The organism is Marinobacter pelagius, from assembly GCF_900114925.1.
GTDB lineage: Bacteria > Pseudomonadota > Gammaproteobacteria > Pseudomonadales > Oleiphilaceae > Marinobacter > Marinobacter pelagius.
Map to the genome: position 1 here is coordinate 328,029 of NZ_FOUR01000003.1, position 15,832 is coordinate 343,860.

Annotated in this window: 23 protein-coding genes; 5 read left to right on the forward strand and 18 right to left on the reverse strand. The window is 56.4% G+C overall.

What is annotated here, in order from left to right; translation table 11 throughout:
* The first annotated feature begins 233 nt into the window (after positions 1-233).
* Entirely contained in the window at positions 234-440 is a 207-nt protein-coding gene (locus tag BM254_RS08540) for a cold-shock protein (RefSeq protein ID WP_092001675.1), read from the forward strand.
* Between the two features lie 118 nt (positions 441-558).
* Here BM254_RS08540 and BM254_RS17760 read toward each other — a convergent pair whose 3' ends face one another.
* The 3 genes from BM254_RS17760 to BM254_RS08550 all read right to left on the reverse strand — a co-directional run bounded on the left by BM254_RS17760 (position 559) and on the right by BM254_RS08550 (position 2,437).
* On the reverse strand, positions 559-723 hold the full coding sequence (locus BM254_RS17760; protein ID WP_175497224.1) for a hypothetical protein: 165 nt from the start codon (positions 721-723) through the stop codon (positions 559-561).
* A 79-nt stretch (positions 724-802) separates the two neighbouring features.
* Complete coding sequence (locus BM254_RS08545) at positions 803-1,237, reverse strand: DUF4399 domain-containing protein (RefSeq protein WP_092001678.1); 435 nt, start codon at positions 1,235-1,237, stop codon at positions 803-805.
* 93 nt (positions 1,238-1,330) lie between these two features.
* A complete protein-coding gene (locus BM254_RS08550) occupies positions 1,331-2,437 on the reverse strand; it encodes a class I SAM-dependent methyltransferase (protein ID WP_092001681.1) in 1,107 nt (368 codons plus the stop codon).
* Positions 2,438-2,659: 222 nt separating this feature from the next.
* On the opposite strand from BM254_RS08550, the gene BM254_RS08555 reads away from it, so the two are divergent.
* Positions 2,660-3,280, forward strand: a complete 621-nt coding sequence (locus tag BM254_RS08555) for a TetR/AcrR family transcriptional regulator (protein WP_092001684.1) — start codon at positions 2,660-2,662, stop codon at positions 3,278-3,280.
* Between the two features lie 13 nt (positions 3,281-3,293).
* On the opposite strand, the gene BM254_RS08560 is transcribed toward BM254_RS08555, so the two are convergent.
* On the reverse strand, positions 3,294-4,187 hold the full coding sequence (locus tag BM254_RS08560; RefSeq protein ID WP_092002226.1) for an alpha/beta hydrolase: 894 nt from the start codon (positions 4,185-4,187) through the stop codon (positions 3,294-3,296).
* A gap of 138 nt (positions 4,188-4,325) precedes the next feature.
* On the opposite strand from BM254_RS08560, the gene BM254_RS08565 reads away from it, so the two are divergent.
* Positions 4,326-4,529: a hypothetical protein gene (locus BM254_RS08565; RefSeq protein WP_092001688.1), complete on the forward strand. Its 204-nt coding sequence runs from the start codon at positions 4,326-4,328 to the stop codon at positions 4,527-4,529.
* A 27-nt stretch (positions 4,530-4,556) separates the two neighbouring features.
* Here BM254_RS08565 and BM254_RS08570 read toward each other — a convergent pair whose 3' ends face one another.
* From BM254_RS08570 to BM254_RS08595, 6 genes are all read right to left on the reverse strand, one after another.
* Positions 4,557-5,546: an aldo/keto reductase gene (locus BM254_RS08570; protein ID WP_092001691.1), complete on the reverse strand. Its 990-nt coding sequence runs from the start codon at positions 5,544-5,546 to the stop codon at positions 4,557-4,559.
* 210 nt (positions 5,547-5,756) lie between these two features.
* Positions 5,757-6,242 carry a hypothetical protein gene (locus tag BM254_RS08575; RefSeq protein ID WP_092001694.1) on the reverse strand — a complete coding sequence of 162 codons (486 nt, stop codon included), beginning with the start codon at positions 6,240-6,242 and terminating at the stop codon, positions 5,757-5,759.
* Positions 6,243-6,250: 8 nt separating this feature from the next.
* The gene (locus BM254_RS08580; RefSeq protein ID WP_092001697.1) at positions 6,251-6,631 is read right to left on the reverse strand and encodes a DUF6152 family protein; all 381 of its coding nucleotides are present in this window, start codon (positions 6,629-6,631) and stop codon (positions 6,251-6,253) included.
* Between the two features lie 259 nt (positions 6,632-6,890).
* The gene (locus BM254_RS08585; RefSeq protein ID WP_092001699.1) at positions 6,891-7,388 is read right to left on the reverse strand and encodes a PaaI family thioesterase; all 498 of its coding nucleotides are present in this window, start codon (positions 7,386-7,388) and stop codon (positions 6,891-6,893) included.
* A gap of 187 nt (positions 7,389-7,575) precedes the next feature.
* Positions 7,576-7,968, reverse strand: a complete 393-nt coding sequence (locus BM254_RS08590; RefSeq protein WP_092001702.1) for a hypothetical protein — start codon at positions 7,966-7,968, stop codon at positions 7,576-7,578.
* A gap of 78 nt (positions 7,969-8,046) precedes the next feature.
* The gene (locus BM254_RS08595) at positions 8,047-8,529 is read right to left on the reverse strand and encodes an FKBP-type peptidyl-prolyl cis-trans isomerase (protein ID WP_092001705.1); all 483 of its coding nucleotides are present in this window, start codon (positions 8,527-8,529) and stop codon (positions 8,047-8,049) included.
* A gap of 123 nt (positions 8,530-8,652) precedes the next feature.
* Here BM254_RS08595 and BM254_RS08600 point away from each other — a divergent pair, with 123 nt between their 5' ends.
* Complete coding sequence (locus tag BM254_RS08600; protein ID WP_092001708.1) at positions 8,653-9,258, forward strand: DUF938 domain-containing protein; 606 nt, start codon at positions 8,653-8,655, stop codon at positions 9,256-9,258.
* A gap of 12 nt (positions 9,259-9,270) precedes the next feature.
* Here the strand turns inward: BM254_RS08600 and radD are convergent, their stop codons facing one another.
* Positions 9,271-11,040: a DNA repair helicase RadD gene (gene radD, locus BM254_RS08605; protein WP_092001711.1), complete on the reverse strand. Its 1,770-nt coding sequence runs from the start codon at positions 11,038-11,040 to the stop codon at positions 9,271-9,273.
* A 187-nt stretch (positions 11,041-11,227) separates the two neighbouring features.
* Between radD and BM254_RS08610 the strand changes: the two genes are divergently transcribed.
* Positions 11,228-11,977, forward strand: coding sequence for an SDR family NAD(P)-dependent oxidoreductase (locus tag BM254_RS08610; RefSeq protein ID WP_092001714.1), 750 nt, complete (start codon positions 11,228-11,230; stop codon positions 11,975-11,977).
* A 72-nt stretch (positions 11,978-12,049) separates the two neighbouring features.
* Here BM254_RS08610 and BM254_RS08615 read toward each other — a convergent pair whose 3' ends face one another.
* From BM254_RS08615 to BM254_RS08650, 7 genes are all read right to left on the reverse strand, one after another.
* Positions 12,050-12,430 (reverse strand): ribbon-helix-helix domain-containing protein, encoded by a 381-nt coding sequence (locus tag BM254_RS08615; RefSeq protein WP_092001716.1) that lies wholly within the window; start codon positions 12,428-12,430, stop codon positions 12,050-12,052.
* Positions 12,431-12,490: 60 nt separating this feature from the next.
* Positions 12,491-13,060: a DJ-1/PfpI family protein gene (locus tag BM254_RS08620; RefSeq protein ID WP_092001719.1), complete on the reverse strand. Its 570-nt coding sequence runs from the start codon at positions 13,058-13,060 to the stop codon at positions 12,491-12,493.
* A gap of 199 nt (positions 13,061-13,259) precedes the next feature.
* Positions 13,260-13,571 (reverse strand): helix-turn-helix domain-containing protein, encoded by a 312-nt coding sequence (locus BM254_RS08625; protein WP_092001721.1) that lies wholly within the window; start codon positions 13,569-13,571, stop codon positions 13,260-13,262.
* A 15-nt stretch (positions 13,572-13,586) separates the two neighbouring features.
* Positions 13,587-13,679, reverse strand: a complete 93-nt coding sequence (locus BM254_RS18010) for a type II toxin-antitoxin system RelE/ParE family toxin (RefSeq protein ID WP_425434483.1) — start codon at positions 13,677-13,679, stop codon at positions 13,587-13,589.
* A 13-nt stretch (positions 13,680-13,692) separates the two neighbouring features.
* Entirely contained in the window at positions 13,693-14,325 is a 633-nt protein-coding gene (locus tag BM254_RS08635; protein ID WP_092001724.1) for a DUF1294 domain-containing protein, read from the reverse strand.
* Between the two features lie 548 nt (positions 14,326-14,873).
* Complete coding sequence (locus tag BM254_RS18045; protein WP_342714232.1) at positions 14,874-15,215, reverse strand: glycine zipper domain-containing protein; 342 nt, start codon at positions 15,213-15,215, stop codon at positions 14,874-14,876.
* Positions 15,216-15,442: 227 nt separating this feature from the next.
* Positions 15,443-15,772 (reverse strand): thioredoxin family protein, encoded by a 330-nt coding sequence (locus tag BM254_RS08650; protein WP_092001733.1) that lies wholly within the window; start codon positions 15,770-15,772, stop codon positions 15,443-15,445.
* Positions 15,773-15,832: the final 60 nt, after the last annotated feature.

A 15,832-nucleotide genomic window follows, 5' to 3' on the forward strand; every position in this document is an offset into this window, starting at 1 on the left:
CCTTGTATAGCAGAAAACAATTAAAACTTTACTATGCAGGGCCTCTTAATTAGCGTACTGTCTATCTCGTTGGAAAGATTTAGCAAAGCATTTCACGACTAAGACCTTTTGTGTTGTCACACCTCTTGTCCTGTTTTTGATCCTGCACGTTTTTTGTTTCCCGCATATCGCTGATCAAAGATCATAACGATCTTTTGGCGGCACATTAATGATTAAATTCAGGATATCTAATTATGTCTACAATTACCGGCAACGTTAAGTTCTTCAACGAAGCAAAAGGTTTTGGTTTTATTTCTCGTGAAGGCGGCTCAGACGTCTTTGTTCACTACAGCTCTATTCAGGGTAGCGGCTTCAAAACTCTGGCCGAAGGCCAGGAAGTTGAGTTCAGCGTGACCCAGGGTCAGAAAGGCCCACAGGCAGAGAACGTAATTGGCCTGTAAATAACAGCCAATACGTGATGAAAAAAGGCAGCTCAGGCTGCCTTTTTTATTGAATACAGAAAGCCGAGTAAAAACGGGACAGATTTACTTCCCTCAACCTGCCCCGGCTTCCGATAAATCATTGACCACTTTTCAGGTTAATCTGCTTTGAACCTGTCGTGGAAAACTGCCCACTTTTACCTTTATCCACATACTCAACAGACCCGCCAGACTTTATAAAAGCAGCAGTCTGCTCCTCAATCTGGGCAGAGGTTAATGTAGATTTTTGAGGTTTCTTGCTCATCATATTTCCCCACGTTAAATACCGGCATATTCGCCAACATTAATCGTCCATAATACCCGAAACCGGGAAAAATTGTTGATTACTCCACCGTGATGGTAATTTTCTCGGACATGACCGGCGGCTCGTGGGGCACGTGCATGTGGTCACCCACCAGCAGTTGCAGGGTATGCTCGCCCGGTGAAAGCTCCAGGGTGGTTTGGGTTTGTCCTCCGCCAAAATGGATATGCCGCTCATCGGCAGGAACCGGTTGATCCATCGGCGGCATCTCATCGACATCCACAAGCAGGTGATGGTGCCCGGTGGCCTCGCGTTCCACGCCTGCGGGTGCCACGCCCAGATTTTCCAGGCCGAACCTCACTGTCACCGGCGAACTTACGGTCTGCCCATCAGTTGGCGTTACAAAGTACACCGCCGCCCCTTCGGGCGCAGGCGTCGCGGCGTGGGCCCCGGCAACCAGCGCGGCAGCAAGAACTGAAGATAGGACCAATCGTTGTGTGCTGTTGATCATGCTCATGACTCACTCCTTGAATCAGCGGACTGTCTTTCAATTGTAGGACACACTTCAGAATCTTGCTGGCGCTTTACATCAACCTGGCTGATAAAAAGCTCAGGGGCGGCATACATACCAGTAGTTCTGGAAATCATGTGCGAGCTCATGCACGTCGATATTCCGAAAGCCCGCTTCACGAAAATATTCCAGCGCTTTCTCCCTCCCCCACATGGCTCCCAGGCCCTCGCCACCCTGTGCCAGGGAAACCGTCATGCAGTGCATGCAGGAAACGGTGTAAAGCAACGGGCCGATCGGGTGGTCCCGGTCGCTGTGATGATGGCTCGACCCCTTGATGTCCTGGGCCAGATAAACACCGTCGTCAGCGAGCGCTTTGCGGATACCCCGCAACACGGCAAGAGGGTCCCTCTGATCGTGAACGGCATCGAAGGTGGTGATCAGCTGGTAAGTGCCGGGCCGATCGCTGTGTTCAAGGTCACTGACGTCAAATATCTCGAAGCTGGCGTTGTCATTCCCGAGTGCCCTGGCCTCCTGGCTGGCATACCGGACGGCATCCCCGGATATGTCGTACCCCGTAAACTGACTGTTCGGGAAGAGCCTGGCCAGCTTGTTCAGTGCCCGCCCCCTGCCACAACCGACGTCGAGAACCCGAATACCTCGTTCCAGACGTTCGATAAGGCCTGGCACCAGCGGGAGGATATCCGTTTCCAGGGCGGGAACAACGGACTGACCGCTGTCCTCGGCCATAACCTCGTGGAACCGCTCGAAACGCTCATAGGGGACGCCCCCTCCATTGCGAAAGCAGTGAACGATGTCATCCTCCACCGAGCCAAGCAGCGGAATGTACTGGGCAAACACCGCGATGTTGTCTGTCGGTGACTTCCGGCACAGGCTGGCAGCGTGTTCCCTGGGCAGGTAGTAGGTTTTTCCTGCGGGATCATTCTCGACAATGTTGCCAACGGTCATCGCTCCAAGCCATTCCCTGACGTAGCGCTCGTCCAGTCCAGCCTTTTCGGCAATCTGAACACTGGTTGCGGCCGGCATCTCGGCCATGGTGTCAAACAGTCCGGTTCGGTGGCCGACCGAAAGCATCAGGGCCAGCGCACCCGAATTCAGTGTCTCAACCATGCGGTCGCCGAATGCCTCCACCACCGCTTGATCTGTCTCGGCGATGTCGTAAGTGAGAGCCTCTGCGTTGCTTGTCATGGTGCTATCCTCCTTATTAGGGTTAACGGGTTGTTTCCCGTTAAGAACAGGATGTACCTGGAAGCGAAAAGCAACCAGAGAGCACATGGTATGGTTTTACCAGAAAGCTCCACATCGTTTTAAAACAATGGCATACAGAGCCTTAAGCGTGCCATTGGGCACTGGCGGTAGGGGTTCTCGCAGGGAAACCATACTCAGGGTATGGTTTCCCGGAGGTGGCAGATGGAAAAAGGTCAGGCTACCCGAGATCGGTTGTTGGACATCACCGAAAAATCCGTCCTCAGGAAAGGCTTTGGCGCCACCTCCATTGAAGAGGTGATTGCCGAGGCCGGCATTACCAAGAGTGGCTTCCTGTACCATTTTTCCAACAAGAACGCGCTGGCCCACGCATTGCTGTTGCGCTATATGGCGCGTGAGGACGCCCTGCTGGATGACGTGTTTGCCCGTGGCCAGCAATTGACTGACGACCCTTTGCAGGGCTTCCTGGTCGGGCTGAAGTTGCTGGCGGAGATAATGGAGGACCTGCCCCATGAATATCCGGGTTGCCTGGTGGCAACCTACTGTTATCAGGAAAGCCTGTTTGATCGCGATGTTCGGGAACTGAACAGGCGAATTGTCCTGAGTTGGCGTGCGCGGTTTCGCACGCTGTTGGACCTGATCTACGAACGTTACGAACCCCGGGACGCCATCGACCCGGATGCGTTGGCCGACATGGTGTCAACGGTCATCGAGGGAGGCCTGGTCCTGGGTCGGGCGACCGGAGAGCGGGCCCTTCTGCCCCACCAACTGATGCTGCTTCGAAGTTATATCAAGCTGTTATTCGAGCCAGGTGCGTCGCGGTAGCAAGGTGTGCCATTCAGACCGGCAGCCGCCGCCCCAAGAACTCAAGCTGATCCCTTATGGACTGAGCCAGAGCGTCACCCCGATACACATCAAAATGCCCGACCGGATAGTGCTTCACTTCGGAGTTCGGCATTTTTTCCGCCGCTTTGGCCGCGGCATTTGCCGGAGCGACCGTATCGCGGTCGCAAATCAGCACCAGGGCCGGACAGGTGACTTTGCTGGCCAAACGGGTGGGCCGGAAAAGCGGAATCGTAAAACTCACGCCCGCGGCGACGTAGTTCAACGCATTATCGGCCAACAGGGGCACATAACCATCCTGGCAATCCTCGGCCGTCATCATGCCCAGCTCCCCGGGGCGAGCCGCTGATGCAATGTACCGGGGAGACATCCCCAGCCCGCGGCGAATCCAGTCTACCGATCCGTGCCAGGTCAGGCGCATCGCCTGCATGATCCCGGCATAATCGACGACGCCCAGCAACGAGGCCAAACCATCCACCATCGGGCATTGAGAGATGGTGCACTGCACGTCGCCATCCCTCGCCGCGGCCGCGATCACCAGCCCACCAGAAAAAGACGTCCCCCACAGGCAAATGCGGCTTCCATCGACACCATCCAGCTGCCGTGCAAACTTCAGCGCCGCCAGCCAGTCTGCCACTTCCTTGCCGGGGCTCAGGGTCTGGCGTGGCTGGCCATCACTGTCCCCGAAATGGCGGTAGTCAAAGGCAAAGACCGCATAGCCCGCATCGCAAAAAGCTTCCTTGAACGGCGCAAGACCACTGGCATGAGTCAGCCCGAAACCATGCGCCATCACGATACACGGCAAGTCACGGCCCTCGGCGTCCGGCGTATAAAGTACACCGCGGCAGGTTGTACCCTGGCTCGGGAATTCCAGTGGCGTTTCGATCATTGCTCGGCTCTCATACTGAAGGTTGAGAGTCACAGGATAGCTCATTGGTTCAAGATGGGATCCGTAAGAGATTTTTGGGGTCCCCAAGTTAGTCTGTAGAGGATAAGGTAAACCTTTTCCGCCGGAGACATTCACGCTATGGACACCGCGATCCTGGTTTGGGGCTTGATCTTCAGCTCCATCGGCATCGGTTATTTCATTTACGGGCGAAGGCAGTCCAATATGGCCGTCCGCTGGTGTGGCCTCGCGCTGATTCTTTACCCGTACCTTATGACCGATGCCCTCACCATGGTGGCCGTAGGCATTGCGATTATGTTGGTCCCCCGGTTCGTTGACCTTTGAACCGGGGGATTCGTCCCTTACCGCAAATCACCGAGTCGGCGGCGCCATAAACTCCGGCCCGACGGGGTCCTTAATACATCTGGCCAGAATGTCATCGATTTCGACCATCGCGTCCTTATCCAGCGACCAGCCCTCAATGTCATCGACCGGGTCCAGCTGTTCCGGTCTTCTCGCACCCCAAAGCGCGGTTGTGACACCGGGCTGATCCACCAGCCAGCGAAGCGCCAGTGCCAGCACATTTTTCTGGTACCGTTCGCGGGCAAAGGCATCCAGCTCAGCCACGGCATTCAGGTATTGGCGATAGCGGTCGCCCTGGAACTTGGGATCGTTCTTGCGCAGGTCGTCACCGGTGAACTGGGTGTTCTCCCGCATCTTGCCGGACAGCAGACCGCGGCAAAGCCCGCCGTAGGTGATGGTAGCAATGCCATTTTCCCGGCAATACGGAAGAATCTCGTTTTCGATCTCCCGTTCAAACAGGTTGTACGGGGGCTGCAGACTGTGCAGGGGCACACTCTTCTGCAACTCGTCCATCTGCGAGGGCGTGAAGTTGCTGACACCAATGGCGCGGATTTTCCCTGCCTGGTAAAGGTTCTCCAGCGCCCGGGCGGTCTCTTCCATGGGCGTCTTCGGATCTGGCCAGTGGACCTGGTAAATGTCGATCCTGTCCGTTTGAAGGCGTTTCAGGGAATCCTCGACCTCCCGCTCTATGCGCGCGGCAGTCGCGTCCCGCCAGACTTTGTCCTGATCATCGTTCCAGTTCAGAGCCACTTTGGTGGCCAGGGCAACCTGATCCCGCCGGCCGTTGGCGAGGGCCTTGCCCACAATTTCCTCTGAGCGCCCGAAGCCGTAAACCGGCGCCGTGTCGATCAGACCAATACCCTTGTCGATGGCCCTGTGGATGGTATCAATGGACTGGGCTTCGTCTGTTCCGCCCCACATCCAGCCACCAATGGCCCAGGTACCGAGCCCGACGGGTGTGACCTGAATGTCTGTGTTCCCGAATGTTCGCGTATCCATGCTTCCTCCTGTTGCCTCGAAAAACCACTTGGAGCAAATGCGGCACTAAAAATGGTTGGTATCACAGACATGCGAGGGAGAGCGCGTGAATTCAACCCCAAGAGTCTCATGCACAGGGGTCTGATGAACTCGTTCATCTGACCCCAAGTTTCGGTTAAAACCGGGACAGACTTATTATTCGATTCATGACTACTGACCGGCAACACGAGCTCAGAAGTACCCCAGCAGCCGGCCAAGGATCAGCACACTGATCCAGACCACCAGAGACAACCCGGCTCCCACCCTCAAGGACAAAGGCATGCGAGCCTTCATCGGAAGGCTCGGTATATCCTGGCGCTTCAACACCCGCCCGAGAATCAACGCGTTCGACACACCCAACAAGACAAGCGCAATCTTCGCCTGGAACAACGGCGACCGGGCATAACCCAAGGCCGCTGTAGCGAATAAAAGCGCACCGCATACGACCGCCAACCCCAAACCAATCGCCGATGTAATTCGAAGCACATCGACAAACACCATCACGGGGTACGTGCGCCAGAGCCCCAGCAGACGTAAATCCAGCGGCACAATGCCACCGACCAGCATCGAAACCCCGAGAATATGCCCTGCATTTACCAGCGGGTACATGAATGTGGAGTTGCGCAGGGCCGAGACAAAGGCCAAATCCTCGACGGCAACCAGTGCTTGTTCAATCATTCCCGGGTTCAGGAATCACGACCCGGATACAGGTTGTAGTCTTTCCCGTCGATCACAACCCGCTCGGCCTTCACCAGTCGCTCGCCTTCTCTGGCGGAGCGATGACCATGCACGGTAATTTCCCGGCCCTCGCTCAACATCTCCTTGCTGAGCCCAACCCGGTCGTTACGCCAGGGCTGACCAACTTCCACAACCCACTCCTCGCCATCCACGTCTATCGTGACCTCGCCATGGGGATTACCCAGGCGCACGGACTGGATGACACCGGTGATTTCAAATTCCTCGTCGGTTGCCCAGGCCCAACCGTGATGGGCCTGGGCCGCCGAGGCAGCGAGAAATGCAGCAAGAACTGCAAAACAAAGCAGGTAGGTAAAACGAAGCTGAGGCATATCCAATCCTCTTTTCGCAGTTTCGTCAGGGCAATCTCCCAAGCACTCATCCATGCTCAGTCAAATTTACGAGATCCCCGTCTCATCAGACTAGATCAGGTAACACACGGATGCATGCTCACTGCGACGATACTCGTCCTGATGGCCACTTGCGTTCCTACAACACCGAATAGCCTGAACAGCCGCATGGTTGGGTGTTGATGGTTCCCTCTGGAGAACATATCTGTTCCGGTTTTCGGTTAAACCGGGCCCCAGCCCTCTATACGCGACCGTGGGCCTGCGATTGCAGTTGTTCGGTGTCTACCCGAACGAAAATCGAATCGGCAGTCACCGTGAGGACGTCGCCGGCCCAGATCTCGCAGATCACCCGGCTCTTACGGCCCACATCGCCTTCTACTCTGGCTTTAAGGGTCAATTCCACGCCCATGGGAGTGGGCTTGATGTAAGTGAGATTGAGTTTGCCCGTAACGCAATCGATGCGCGGCAGGCTGCCCGGCTCACGGCCTTCGGCACGATAGTGATAAGCCATGGCCGTCCAGTTGGAATGGCAATCTGCCAGCATGGCCAGGAAACCGCCGTAGACCAGCTCTGGCCAACCGGTGAACTTGGGGTCCGGAGTGTAAGTGGCCACCACGTAAACGCCGTCCTCGTCCCAATGACTCTTCAGTTGCAGACCCTCAGGGTGGGCACTTCCGCAGCCATAGCAAACCCCATCCGGGGCGGCCAGGTCCTGCAGAGCGGGGGAAACATCGCTCATGATCCAAGACTCCTTCACAAAATAATTTGTCACGACGACAGGAAAAGCCGCCACAGCAGGTGCAGCATAATACCCAAAAAAACTCGGCGACGGCGTCGGAACAGCTGCGACTAAACAGCGCGGCCTGGAGGGCTAATGGGTGCCCCGGTTATTTGTAAGGGAGTTGCGACGATATTCGTCCTGATCGTCAGTTGCGCTCCTTCAAAACCGAGTAGATGCTGCGAACGGCGGCAACGTCTGACGCGTCCGATTCGATCAGGTCCTCCAGCAATTCCAGAACCCGCTTTTCATCATTACTTCGAAGGCTCGGCCAGAACACATAGGGAATGACATCCGGATTCCGGATATAGAAGAGCGCCGCTTCCTCTGGTTTGGCGGTATCGCCCCGAAGACCGACGGTAAATCGCTGCCCTTCTCTGTCCACCAGTGTAACCACCAGCGATTGTTCAGACTCCACTTCCCGAACTTCACCAACGGTGATGGGAGCCTCAAGAGCAGGGACGGAAGTAATGTAATACTGAACACCGAGAAACCCCAGAAGCACAACTAACAGTGCCGCCAGAGCGATTGATTTCATCATGAATACAGCCTGAATGCCTTGAGATGGCAGACGCGTCGCGTCTGCCCGGTAAATCCGCGGTTGAGGGCACTTCACCCCTCAGTGGTGATGCCCACCCGGCCCATGGACGTGGCCGTGCGCAATCTCTTCCGGATCGGCGGCGCGGACTTCAAGGATTTCGATATCGAAGGTCAGGGTTCTGCCGGCCATCGGATGGTTGGTGTCGACATCGGCAAACTTGTGGCCAACCTTGGCGACGACCACATGGCGCGGGCCGTGCTCGGTTTGTACCTGGGCAATCATGCCCGGCTTCCAGCGTTTGGCACCGATCAGATGCTTGATCGGCACACGCTGGATGGCATCGGCCTTGCGCGGACCATAGGCTTTTTCCGGAGTGACGGTAACACTGAAGGTTTCGCCGGCTTCGCGACCTTCCAGGGCCTCCTCCAGGCCCCGGATAATGCCGCCGTGACCATGCAGGTAGGCGTTCGGCTCGCCGCCACGGGAGCTTTCAACAAGATTGCCCTGCTCATCACTGACGTTGTAGTGAAACAAGACCACCTGATTCTTTTCGATTGGCATAGGGTTCTCCGGGACGGTTCAAGATATGCCATTATAACCAGCAGCAGCTTTATTCTCAGCTAATCACCAAAGCATCGGGCAGCGGCAGCTACCGTCGCTACCCGACAGAGGAGATGTTACCCGATGACCGAAGACCTGCCCTATTCCCAGGCCTGCGAGAACAACAAGGCCCCGATCCTGGAGAAGCTGAAGGCAATCTTTATCACGCCGGGCAAGGTGCTGGAAATCGGAACACTCACCGGCCAGCACGCCGTGCATTTCGCACAGGCCATGCCCCACCTGCAGTGGCAACCCAGTGATCACCCCGAGGCGGCTCACCTGTGTCGTCTCAGGCTTGAGCAGGCCGGACTGCCCAACATCCTGCCCGTCGTGGAGTTGGACGTAAGCGCTCCTAACTGGCCGGTCGACACCTTCCAATGGGCATTCTCCGCCAATACCGCCCACATCATGTCCTGGAGCGAAGTCGAACAAATGTTCCGTGGTATTGGTGAGCGCTTGCCGAAAGATGGCGCCTTTTGCCTGTACGGTCCCTTCAACAACCAGGGCGAATACTCGAGTGACAGCAACCGTCGTTTTGACCAGAGCCTGAGATCCCAGGCCGCTCATATGGGCATCCGGGACCTGGTGGACCTTAGCGCCCTGGCAGAATCGGCCGGGATGACGCTTGCCGAAAACCACCCCATGCCAGCCAACAACCGGCTACTGGTGTTCCGACGCAGCTCTTCTTAACGCTTCCGGGCGTTACGTTTCATACGCCTTTCGATAGTTGCCCTGATAATCAAAGATCCGTTCCTGCACCTGCCAATAGTGCTTTTGCTTCCGGGCAATCACAAAATCCGGTGCCGGCAACAAGGCTTGAATCTCAAGCACCTCATCCGCCGTGCTGAACTTTTTCGGGGCCTGGCTGTTCGCGAAACGACGTCCGAACAGTTTGTTGAAGACGGTGCGCTGGCCCGGCTTGCTGAAATCAAACGATTCGCTGAGCTCCTCCCCGTCCTCACCGTGATAGGTGAGCCTCAGTTTGCTGCCATCAACACCTAACGTGATCCCGGCGCAACGAATCACCATGGCATCCTTGAGCCTCAGCGCATCTCTTAGCTGATCATCCGGGTCGATGATCGCCTTATGGCACTGCTGGCAGTTACGGGCCGCGATATCATTCTCGCCACCGCAGTGTGGGCACTCCTTGAATCGAAAACGGTAATCGCACTGTTGCGGGCGGCCGTTCTGCACGGCAGGCTCACCCTCGTCCGCAGGCTCCAGCAGCCCCTGACAACGCCGTCCATAGTGCTCGATCACACGGCCGTCACTGTCCGTTTTGCCCCAAAAGATATTGGCAAACCCGCAGCCCGGGCAGAACACCTGCACCGGCTCGCTGTCCGGGTTCGGTTTCGGCTCCCCCACCTCCGGGTGATGAAGGTTCACACTGTTGCCCGCGTAATCAATCACCAGACAGTCCTGTTTGCCTTCATCCAGACGAAGACCGCGGCCCACGATCTGCTGATACAGGCTGACCGATTGGGTAGGCCGAAGAATGGCAATAAAGTCCACATGGGGCGCATCAAAGCCCGTGGTCAGCACGGACACGTTCACCAGGTACTTCAACTGCCGCTGCTTGAAGCGCTGGATCAGCACGTCCCGTTCCTTCGAATCGGTCACGCCGGTCACCAGGGCGGTTTCGTGTTCAGGCAGATAGCCGGTGATCTCCCGGGCATGCTCCACCGTTGCCGCAAAGATCATCACGCCTTTGCGGTCGGCGGCCAGCTCCACCACCTGCTCGATGATCGCCCGGGTCACACGCTTGTGTTTGCTCAGCAGCTGGTTGACGTCCTTCTCCGCGTATTCGCCAAAGCGGTCCTGAGCCAGCGAGGAGAAATCGTACTGGGCCACCGCCGCATTCACCAGCTCGGGACGGGTGAGATACCCCCGGTTGATCATGTAGCTCAATGGCAGTTCGTAAATGCAGTGCTGAAAGGGCTTTTCCTGATCGCTTCGGACAAAGCCCCGGTAGTGATAGCGATAGATCCAGCCCATGGCCAGACGATAAGGCGTAGCGGTCAGCCCGAGCACCTTGAGGGCGTCATTCTGCTGCCGTAGCAACTCGATGATCCGTTGATACTGACTGGTTTCCTCACCGCTAACCCGATGGCACTCATCGATGATGACCAGCGAGTATTCATCCCGGAACTGATCCAGATTCGCCGCGACGGACTGCACACTGGCAAAGGTGACCTGGTGCTGATTCTCCTTGCGCTTCAACCCGGCGGAGAAGATGCCACCTTCCAACCCATAGCTCTGGTACTTGGCGTGATTCTGCTCCACCAGCTCTTTGACGTGGGTCAGCACCAGAATTTTGCGGCGGGCTAGCCGGGCCAACTCGGCAATGACCAGGCTCTTACCCGCGCCGGTGGGCAGCACAATAACGGCAGACTCGTCCGATTTGCGGAAATGGCTCAGCGTGGCGTCGACAGCTTCCTGCTGGTAGGGCCGCAGTTTGAAGGGAGCATTCATTTTGCAGGGTCTGGTCGATCTCAGGGTGGGAACCAACAGTAAGGCATTACGACCTTACCAATACTCCAGCAATTCACTCAACCAGTAGATCGTCCATATCCACGTTTAGCGCTAAAGTAGCAGGAGATTCGAGCCTCTGGCGCGACCAGAGGCGAAACCAAACCTTATTGGAAAACAGGAGCATTCAATGACATTTGATTTCCACGGCCGGCGCGTCATTGTCGCTGGCGGCAGCAAGGGTATTGGCCGGGCCATCGCGTTGGGATTTGTCCGAGCCGGTGCCAGCGTTTCTGTGTGCGCGCGCGGGCAGGCGTCCCTGGACGCACTGGCGGAAGAAGTGGCAGACGAGGGGCTGGCGCTGCATGTGGCCTCCTGCGACATCGGCGACAAGGCCGCGCTGGAGACCTATCTGCAGAGCGCCATGGCCGAGCTGGGCGGCCTGGACGTGCTGGTCAATTGTGCCTCGGCCTTCGGGCGGGAGGACAACGAAGAGGGCTGGCTGAGCAGCATTGAGGTGGATCTGATGGGCACGGTTCGCGCCGGCCATACCTGCCTGCCAGCGCTCAAGGAAACCGGGGGCACGATCATCAACATTGCCTCCATCGCCGCCCTGCACGCCTCGACACGCACCGCCCCCTACGCGGCCATCAAGGCCGCCGTCGCTCATTATACCGCCAGCCTCGCGGTGGCCATGGCCCCGCATAAAGTGCGTGTTAATGGCATTGCCCCTGGTTCCATCGAGTTTCCGGGTGGCGTCTGGGATCAGGCCCGTCAGAACAATCCGGATCTATACGACCGTATTCGCGGTGGGATTCCCTTCGGGCGCCTGGGCACGCCGGAGGAAGTCGCCGACGTGGCATTGTTCCTGGCCTCCGATCTGGCCCGGTGGATCACCGGCCAGACACTGGTGGTGGACGGCGGCCAGGTTCTGTCCTGAACCACGTTGTTCAGGCGGACTTTTTCATAAAAACTGGACGACAGCGCAGCCAACAGAAGCGTTTTGGCCGGATCAGTGCCTGGCTTTGCTCACCACTTCCGGAGTTGCCGGCTCACCGGGTTCGCTGGCCAGAATACGGTCTGCATCAAGTGAGGCAATCGGCACCCGGGTATCCCTCGGAACGTCGCCGCTCAGTTGCAGCTCAAGATAGCGCAGCGCACAAACCCGAAGGAAGGAGGTGAAATTCCCGAGATCATGGCCGGCATCAATGGATTCGTGGTAAAGCCGGGTGATCATCTGCGGCAGGTTCATCCCATCCCGGTCGGCCAACTCTGACAGTACCTGCCAGAAGGCGTTTTCCATCCGCACACTGGTCACCATGCCGTCAATACGCAGGGAGTGGGTCCGGCTGACCCAAAGCTCCGGATCGGCATTGATAAAGAGCTTGCACATGACGGCCTCCCTGGGTGCGCCTGAGAGCACTGAGGGGCCGGTGGACTGGCCCCTGCGGCGTTATTGATCCAGCAATTTGAAGAATTGCGCCAGCCAGGCCGGATGGGCTGGCCACGCGGGCGCTGTTACCAGATTAGCATCGGTTACAGCCTGATCAACCTCGATACCGGCAAAGGTCCCGCCGGCCAGTTCCACTTCCGGTTGGCAGGCCGGATAGGCAGAACATTTGCGGCCCTCCAGAACACCCGCTGCGGCCAACAACTGGGCACCGTGGCAGATCGCCGCCACCGGCTTGTTGGTTTCGAAGAAATGGCGAACCAGATTCTGCACATCCTTGTTCAGGCGCAGGTATTCGGGTGCACGACCGCCGGGCACCACCAGTGCGTCGTAATTGGCCGGGTCCAGCCCCTCAAAATCCGCATTCAGGGCAAACCGATGGCCCGGTTTTTCGGTGTAGGTCTGGTCGCCCTCGAAGTCATGGATGGCAGTGGCCACGGTATCGCCCGCTTTCTTGTCCGGGCAAACGGCATGAACCGTGTGGCCAACGGCCTGTAGTGCCTGGAATGGCACCATGGTTTCGTAATCCTCGGTGAAATCACCGGTAATCATCAGAATCTTCTTCCCGCTCATGGCTATCTCCCTGTGTTTTTGTTGCCAAGTCTGAAAACAGTAGCAGCGGCGATGGTGAAGCGGGTATTAAGGGACTACTACAGGGCTGGAAGTGGCAGACTCATCTGATTTGCAAGAATGGCTCAGCGTGGCGTCGACGGCTTCCTGCTGCTAGGGCCGCACTTGAAGGGAGCATTCATTTAGCAGAGATTGATGGCTTTCAGGCTGCCTGAGGGGAGCCGTTATTGCCCTCAGACTCCAGTGTCCATGTCATTCCCAATGCCCGCCCGGCTTTTACAAGCGTGGTAATTGTTACACCGGTATCCTTCTCATCAAGCAGCCGGTTTACCACCGTACGACTGGTGTGCATCCGCTTCGCCAGTTGGGTTTTGTTCACGCCCGTGTGTTTCATCGCCTGCTGAACTTGCCAGACAATCACGCGCTTCAGAGCCTCGGCTTCTGCCTGCTCCAGCGTGCCATCAGTTTCGAGCAGATCATCGAGAGAGCTGCCAATATGTTTATGCTGTGCCATGTTCTTTGCTCCCGATCAGACAAGATTCTTCTTTCGATCTCTTGCCTTCTTCAACTCTTGATCCGGTGTCTTTTGAGTTTTTTTGATAAAGCCATGTAGCAAGACCATGTCGCCTTCGCAGTCAAATCCCGATATTCATGACCGGTTTAATCTCCAGCACCTGCCGGGCAAACTCCGCATCCGGCCAAACCAACAACCAACCGAGAACCGCAAGATTGAGAATCACATTGAACCAGAATGCCACCTGAAACGAGGCCTTGCGGGTTTTGTGGCGAAAGAATTGCTGACCCACCAGAGCCCCAGGCCAGCCACACAGAAGTTCAAACAGGTGCAAACGTCCCTCAGGCACACGCCGGTTGCCGCTCTCGGCGGCCCCTTTGTCGACCGCGTACATCAGGAAAGTAACGAGACTCATCACCCCATAGGCGACCGGCAAAACCACCGGCACATGCCCCTGAAGATACAACACAGAGATCGCGCCCCCGACTGCGGCTGCAATCAACAGAGCGACCCAGACACCAGTTGCTACCGCTGCGCGGTGTCGTGCAACGCCAGCGTACTGGAAACTAGCCGCCCTTAGCCGGCCCTTCTCGTCTTTTGTCTGGGAGTAAACCACCTTGCAACTGGCCGAAGGTCTGCCCCGCCCTTGATAGGCGCTGATATGGGCAAACAGACGCTCACCTCCGTTTTCCGGAGTGATAAAGCCAAAGCCCTTTGCGTCATTCCATGAGGTGAGTGAGCCTTTTTGATTCACTTGCAGGTATCCCTTCGGTCAAAGTTGATTCGACGGCTTCACGGCTTCCACTGTTTAACTTTCAATAAAGCCATAACAACAAGCCAGCAACACAGAAAAAAAGCACTGCAACGTGAACAGCCAAGTTTTTCTGGGTAGATGGGGCGGGCTTTCTGGCGAAACGGAAGTAATCCTCACCAAACAGCCCCACGCCGCAACCCTCACAGTAGTTTTTTGAGTAAGAAACCCTCAGCGCAGATGGCTCAAACTTTTTCCGACAGCTGTAACAACTAGGCTTGATCATTTCGGGGCTCCGGGCCGATTCAGAAAATTAAATCTTCCTATATCACCGTTTTCACAAGCGCGCTAACAGATTCCTCCCGGCAGTAGCTCGGGTATTCTCCCCATCAGGATATCAGCATGTCAGATAAATTTTTCTTCAAGGGTCGGCAGGACGCGCGTAAGCAGGAGATTGAGGCACAGGTGGTTCAGGGTCGAAAATAAAAAAAGCCTTCCCATTAGAGAAAGGCTTTTGAAACGCACGGATAAAACTTCAGGCTTTTCGCGTATTAGCAGTTGCCCTTTTTCGCTTGGCCCGGTGGACAGAAATGGCCACCAGACTTACGGTAAGACCGGCGATCGTCGTAGTCATGATGACGGCGATCATGGTCGCGGTAGTATTCTTCATGATCTCTGGTGGTAATGGCTGTTCCCGTTGCCGCACCGACGGCACCGCCGAGAATAGCACCGTCTCTGCCACCTACCTCGTTGCCGATGGCAGCCCCGATCGCGCCACCAAGACCGCCACCTATCGCGGCGTCGGCCGTGTCACCCGCCACGGCCCCCAGAGAGGTGACACTCAGAGATAAAAAAACGAGCAGTGATTTCATTTTCATTGACGTAAATCCCATTGTTCAGGTGGTCTGACTTGCCCAGCATGGCGGGAAGGAAAACATTGTCTTCATCGTCCCATCAGTCACTGATCAGTTCTGTGAACCATTCGAGAATATCAGGAGTACACGCGAAGCAGCATGTTAATTTTTATTTAAAATTCAACAATTTAGACCAGATGGAGAGATGTAACTTACTGACGGATTTGATCTTTCTTTTTGTTGCGGCTATTACCCCGACACTGCTATCACGTCACAAGCCCATAAGGCCGCTCCAGAGCCGAGCGCACCTCACCAATGGAAAACACTCTCGCGAATTCCGCGAATCGCTGCCCGCCAAACCATAGCTGGACCACAGGCAGAGAAAAAATACCGCGGGCAGCACACACCGGCGCGGCAGCTTCCTGGCAATCAATGTAGGCCGTCACCAGTTTCGGGAACTCGTCATTCGCGAGCTTTTCGAGCTGAGGCTTGATGGCCTGGCAGACACCGCAGTGCGGTCCGCCAAAGAGCACAAGAACCGCAGGGTTCGACTGCAGCAGTTCCGACAAGGCTTCTTCTGAGCAAACGTTGATCATCGTTACATCCTGATGGGCATGGTCTGTTCAGTCCTGAATCAGCGCAACACAAAAACCAGA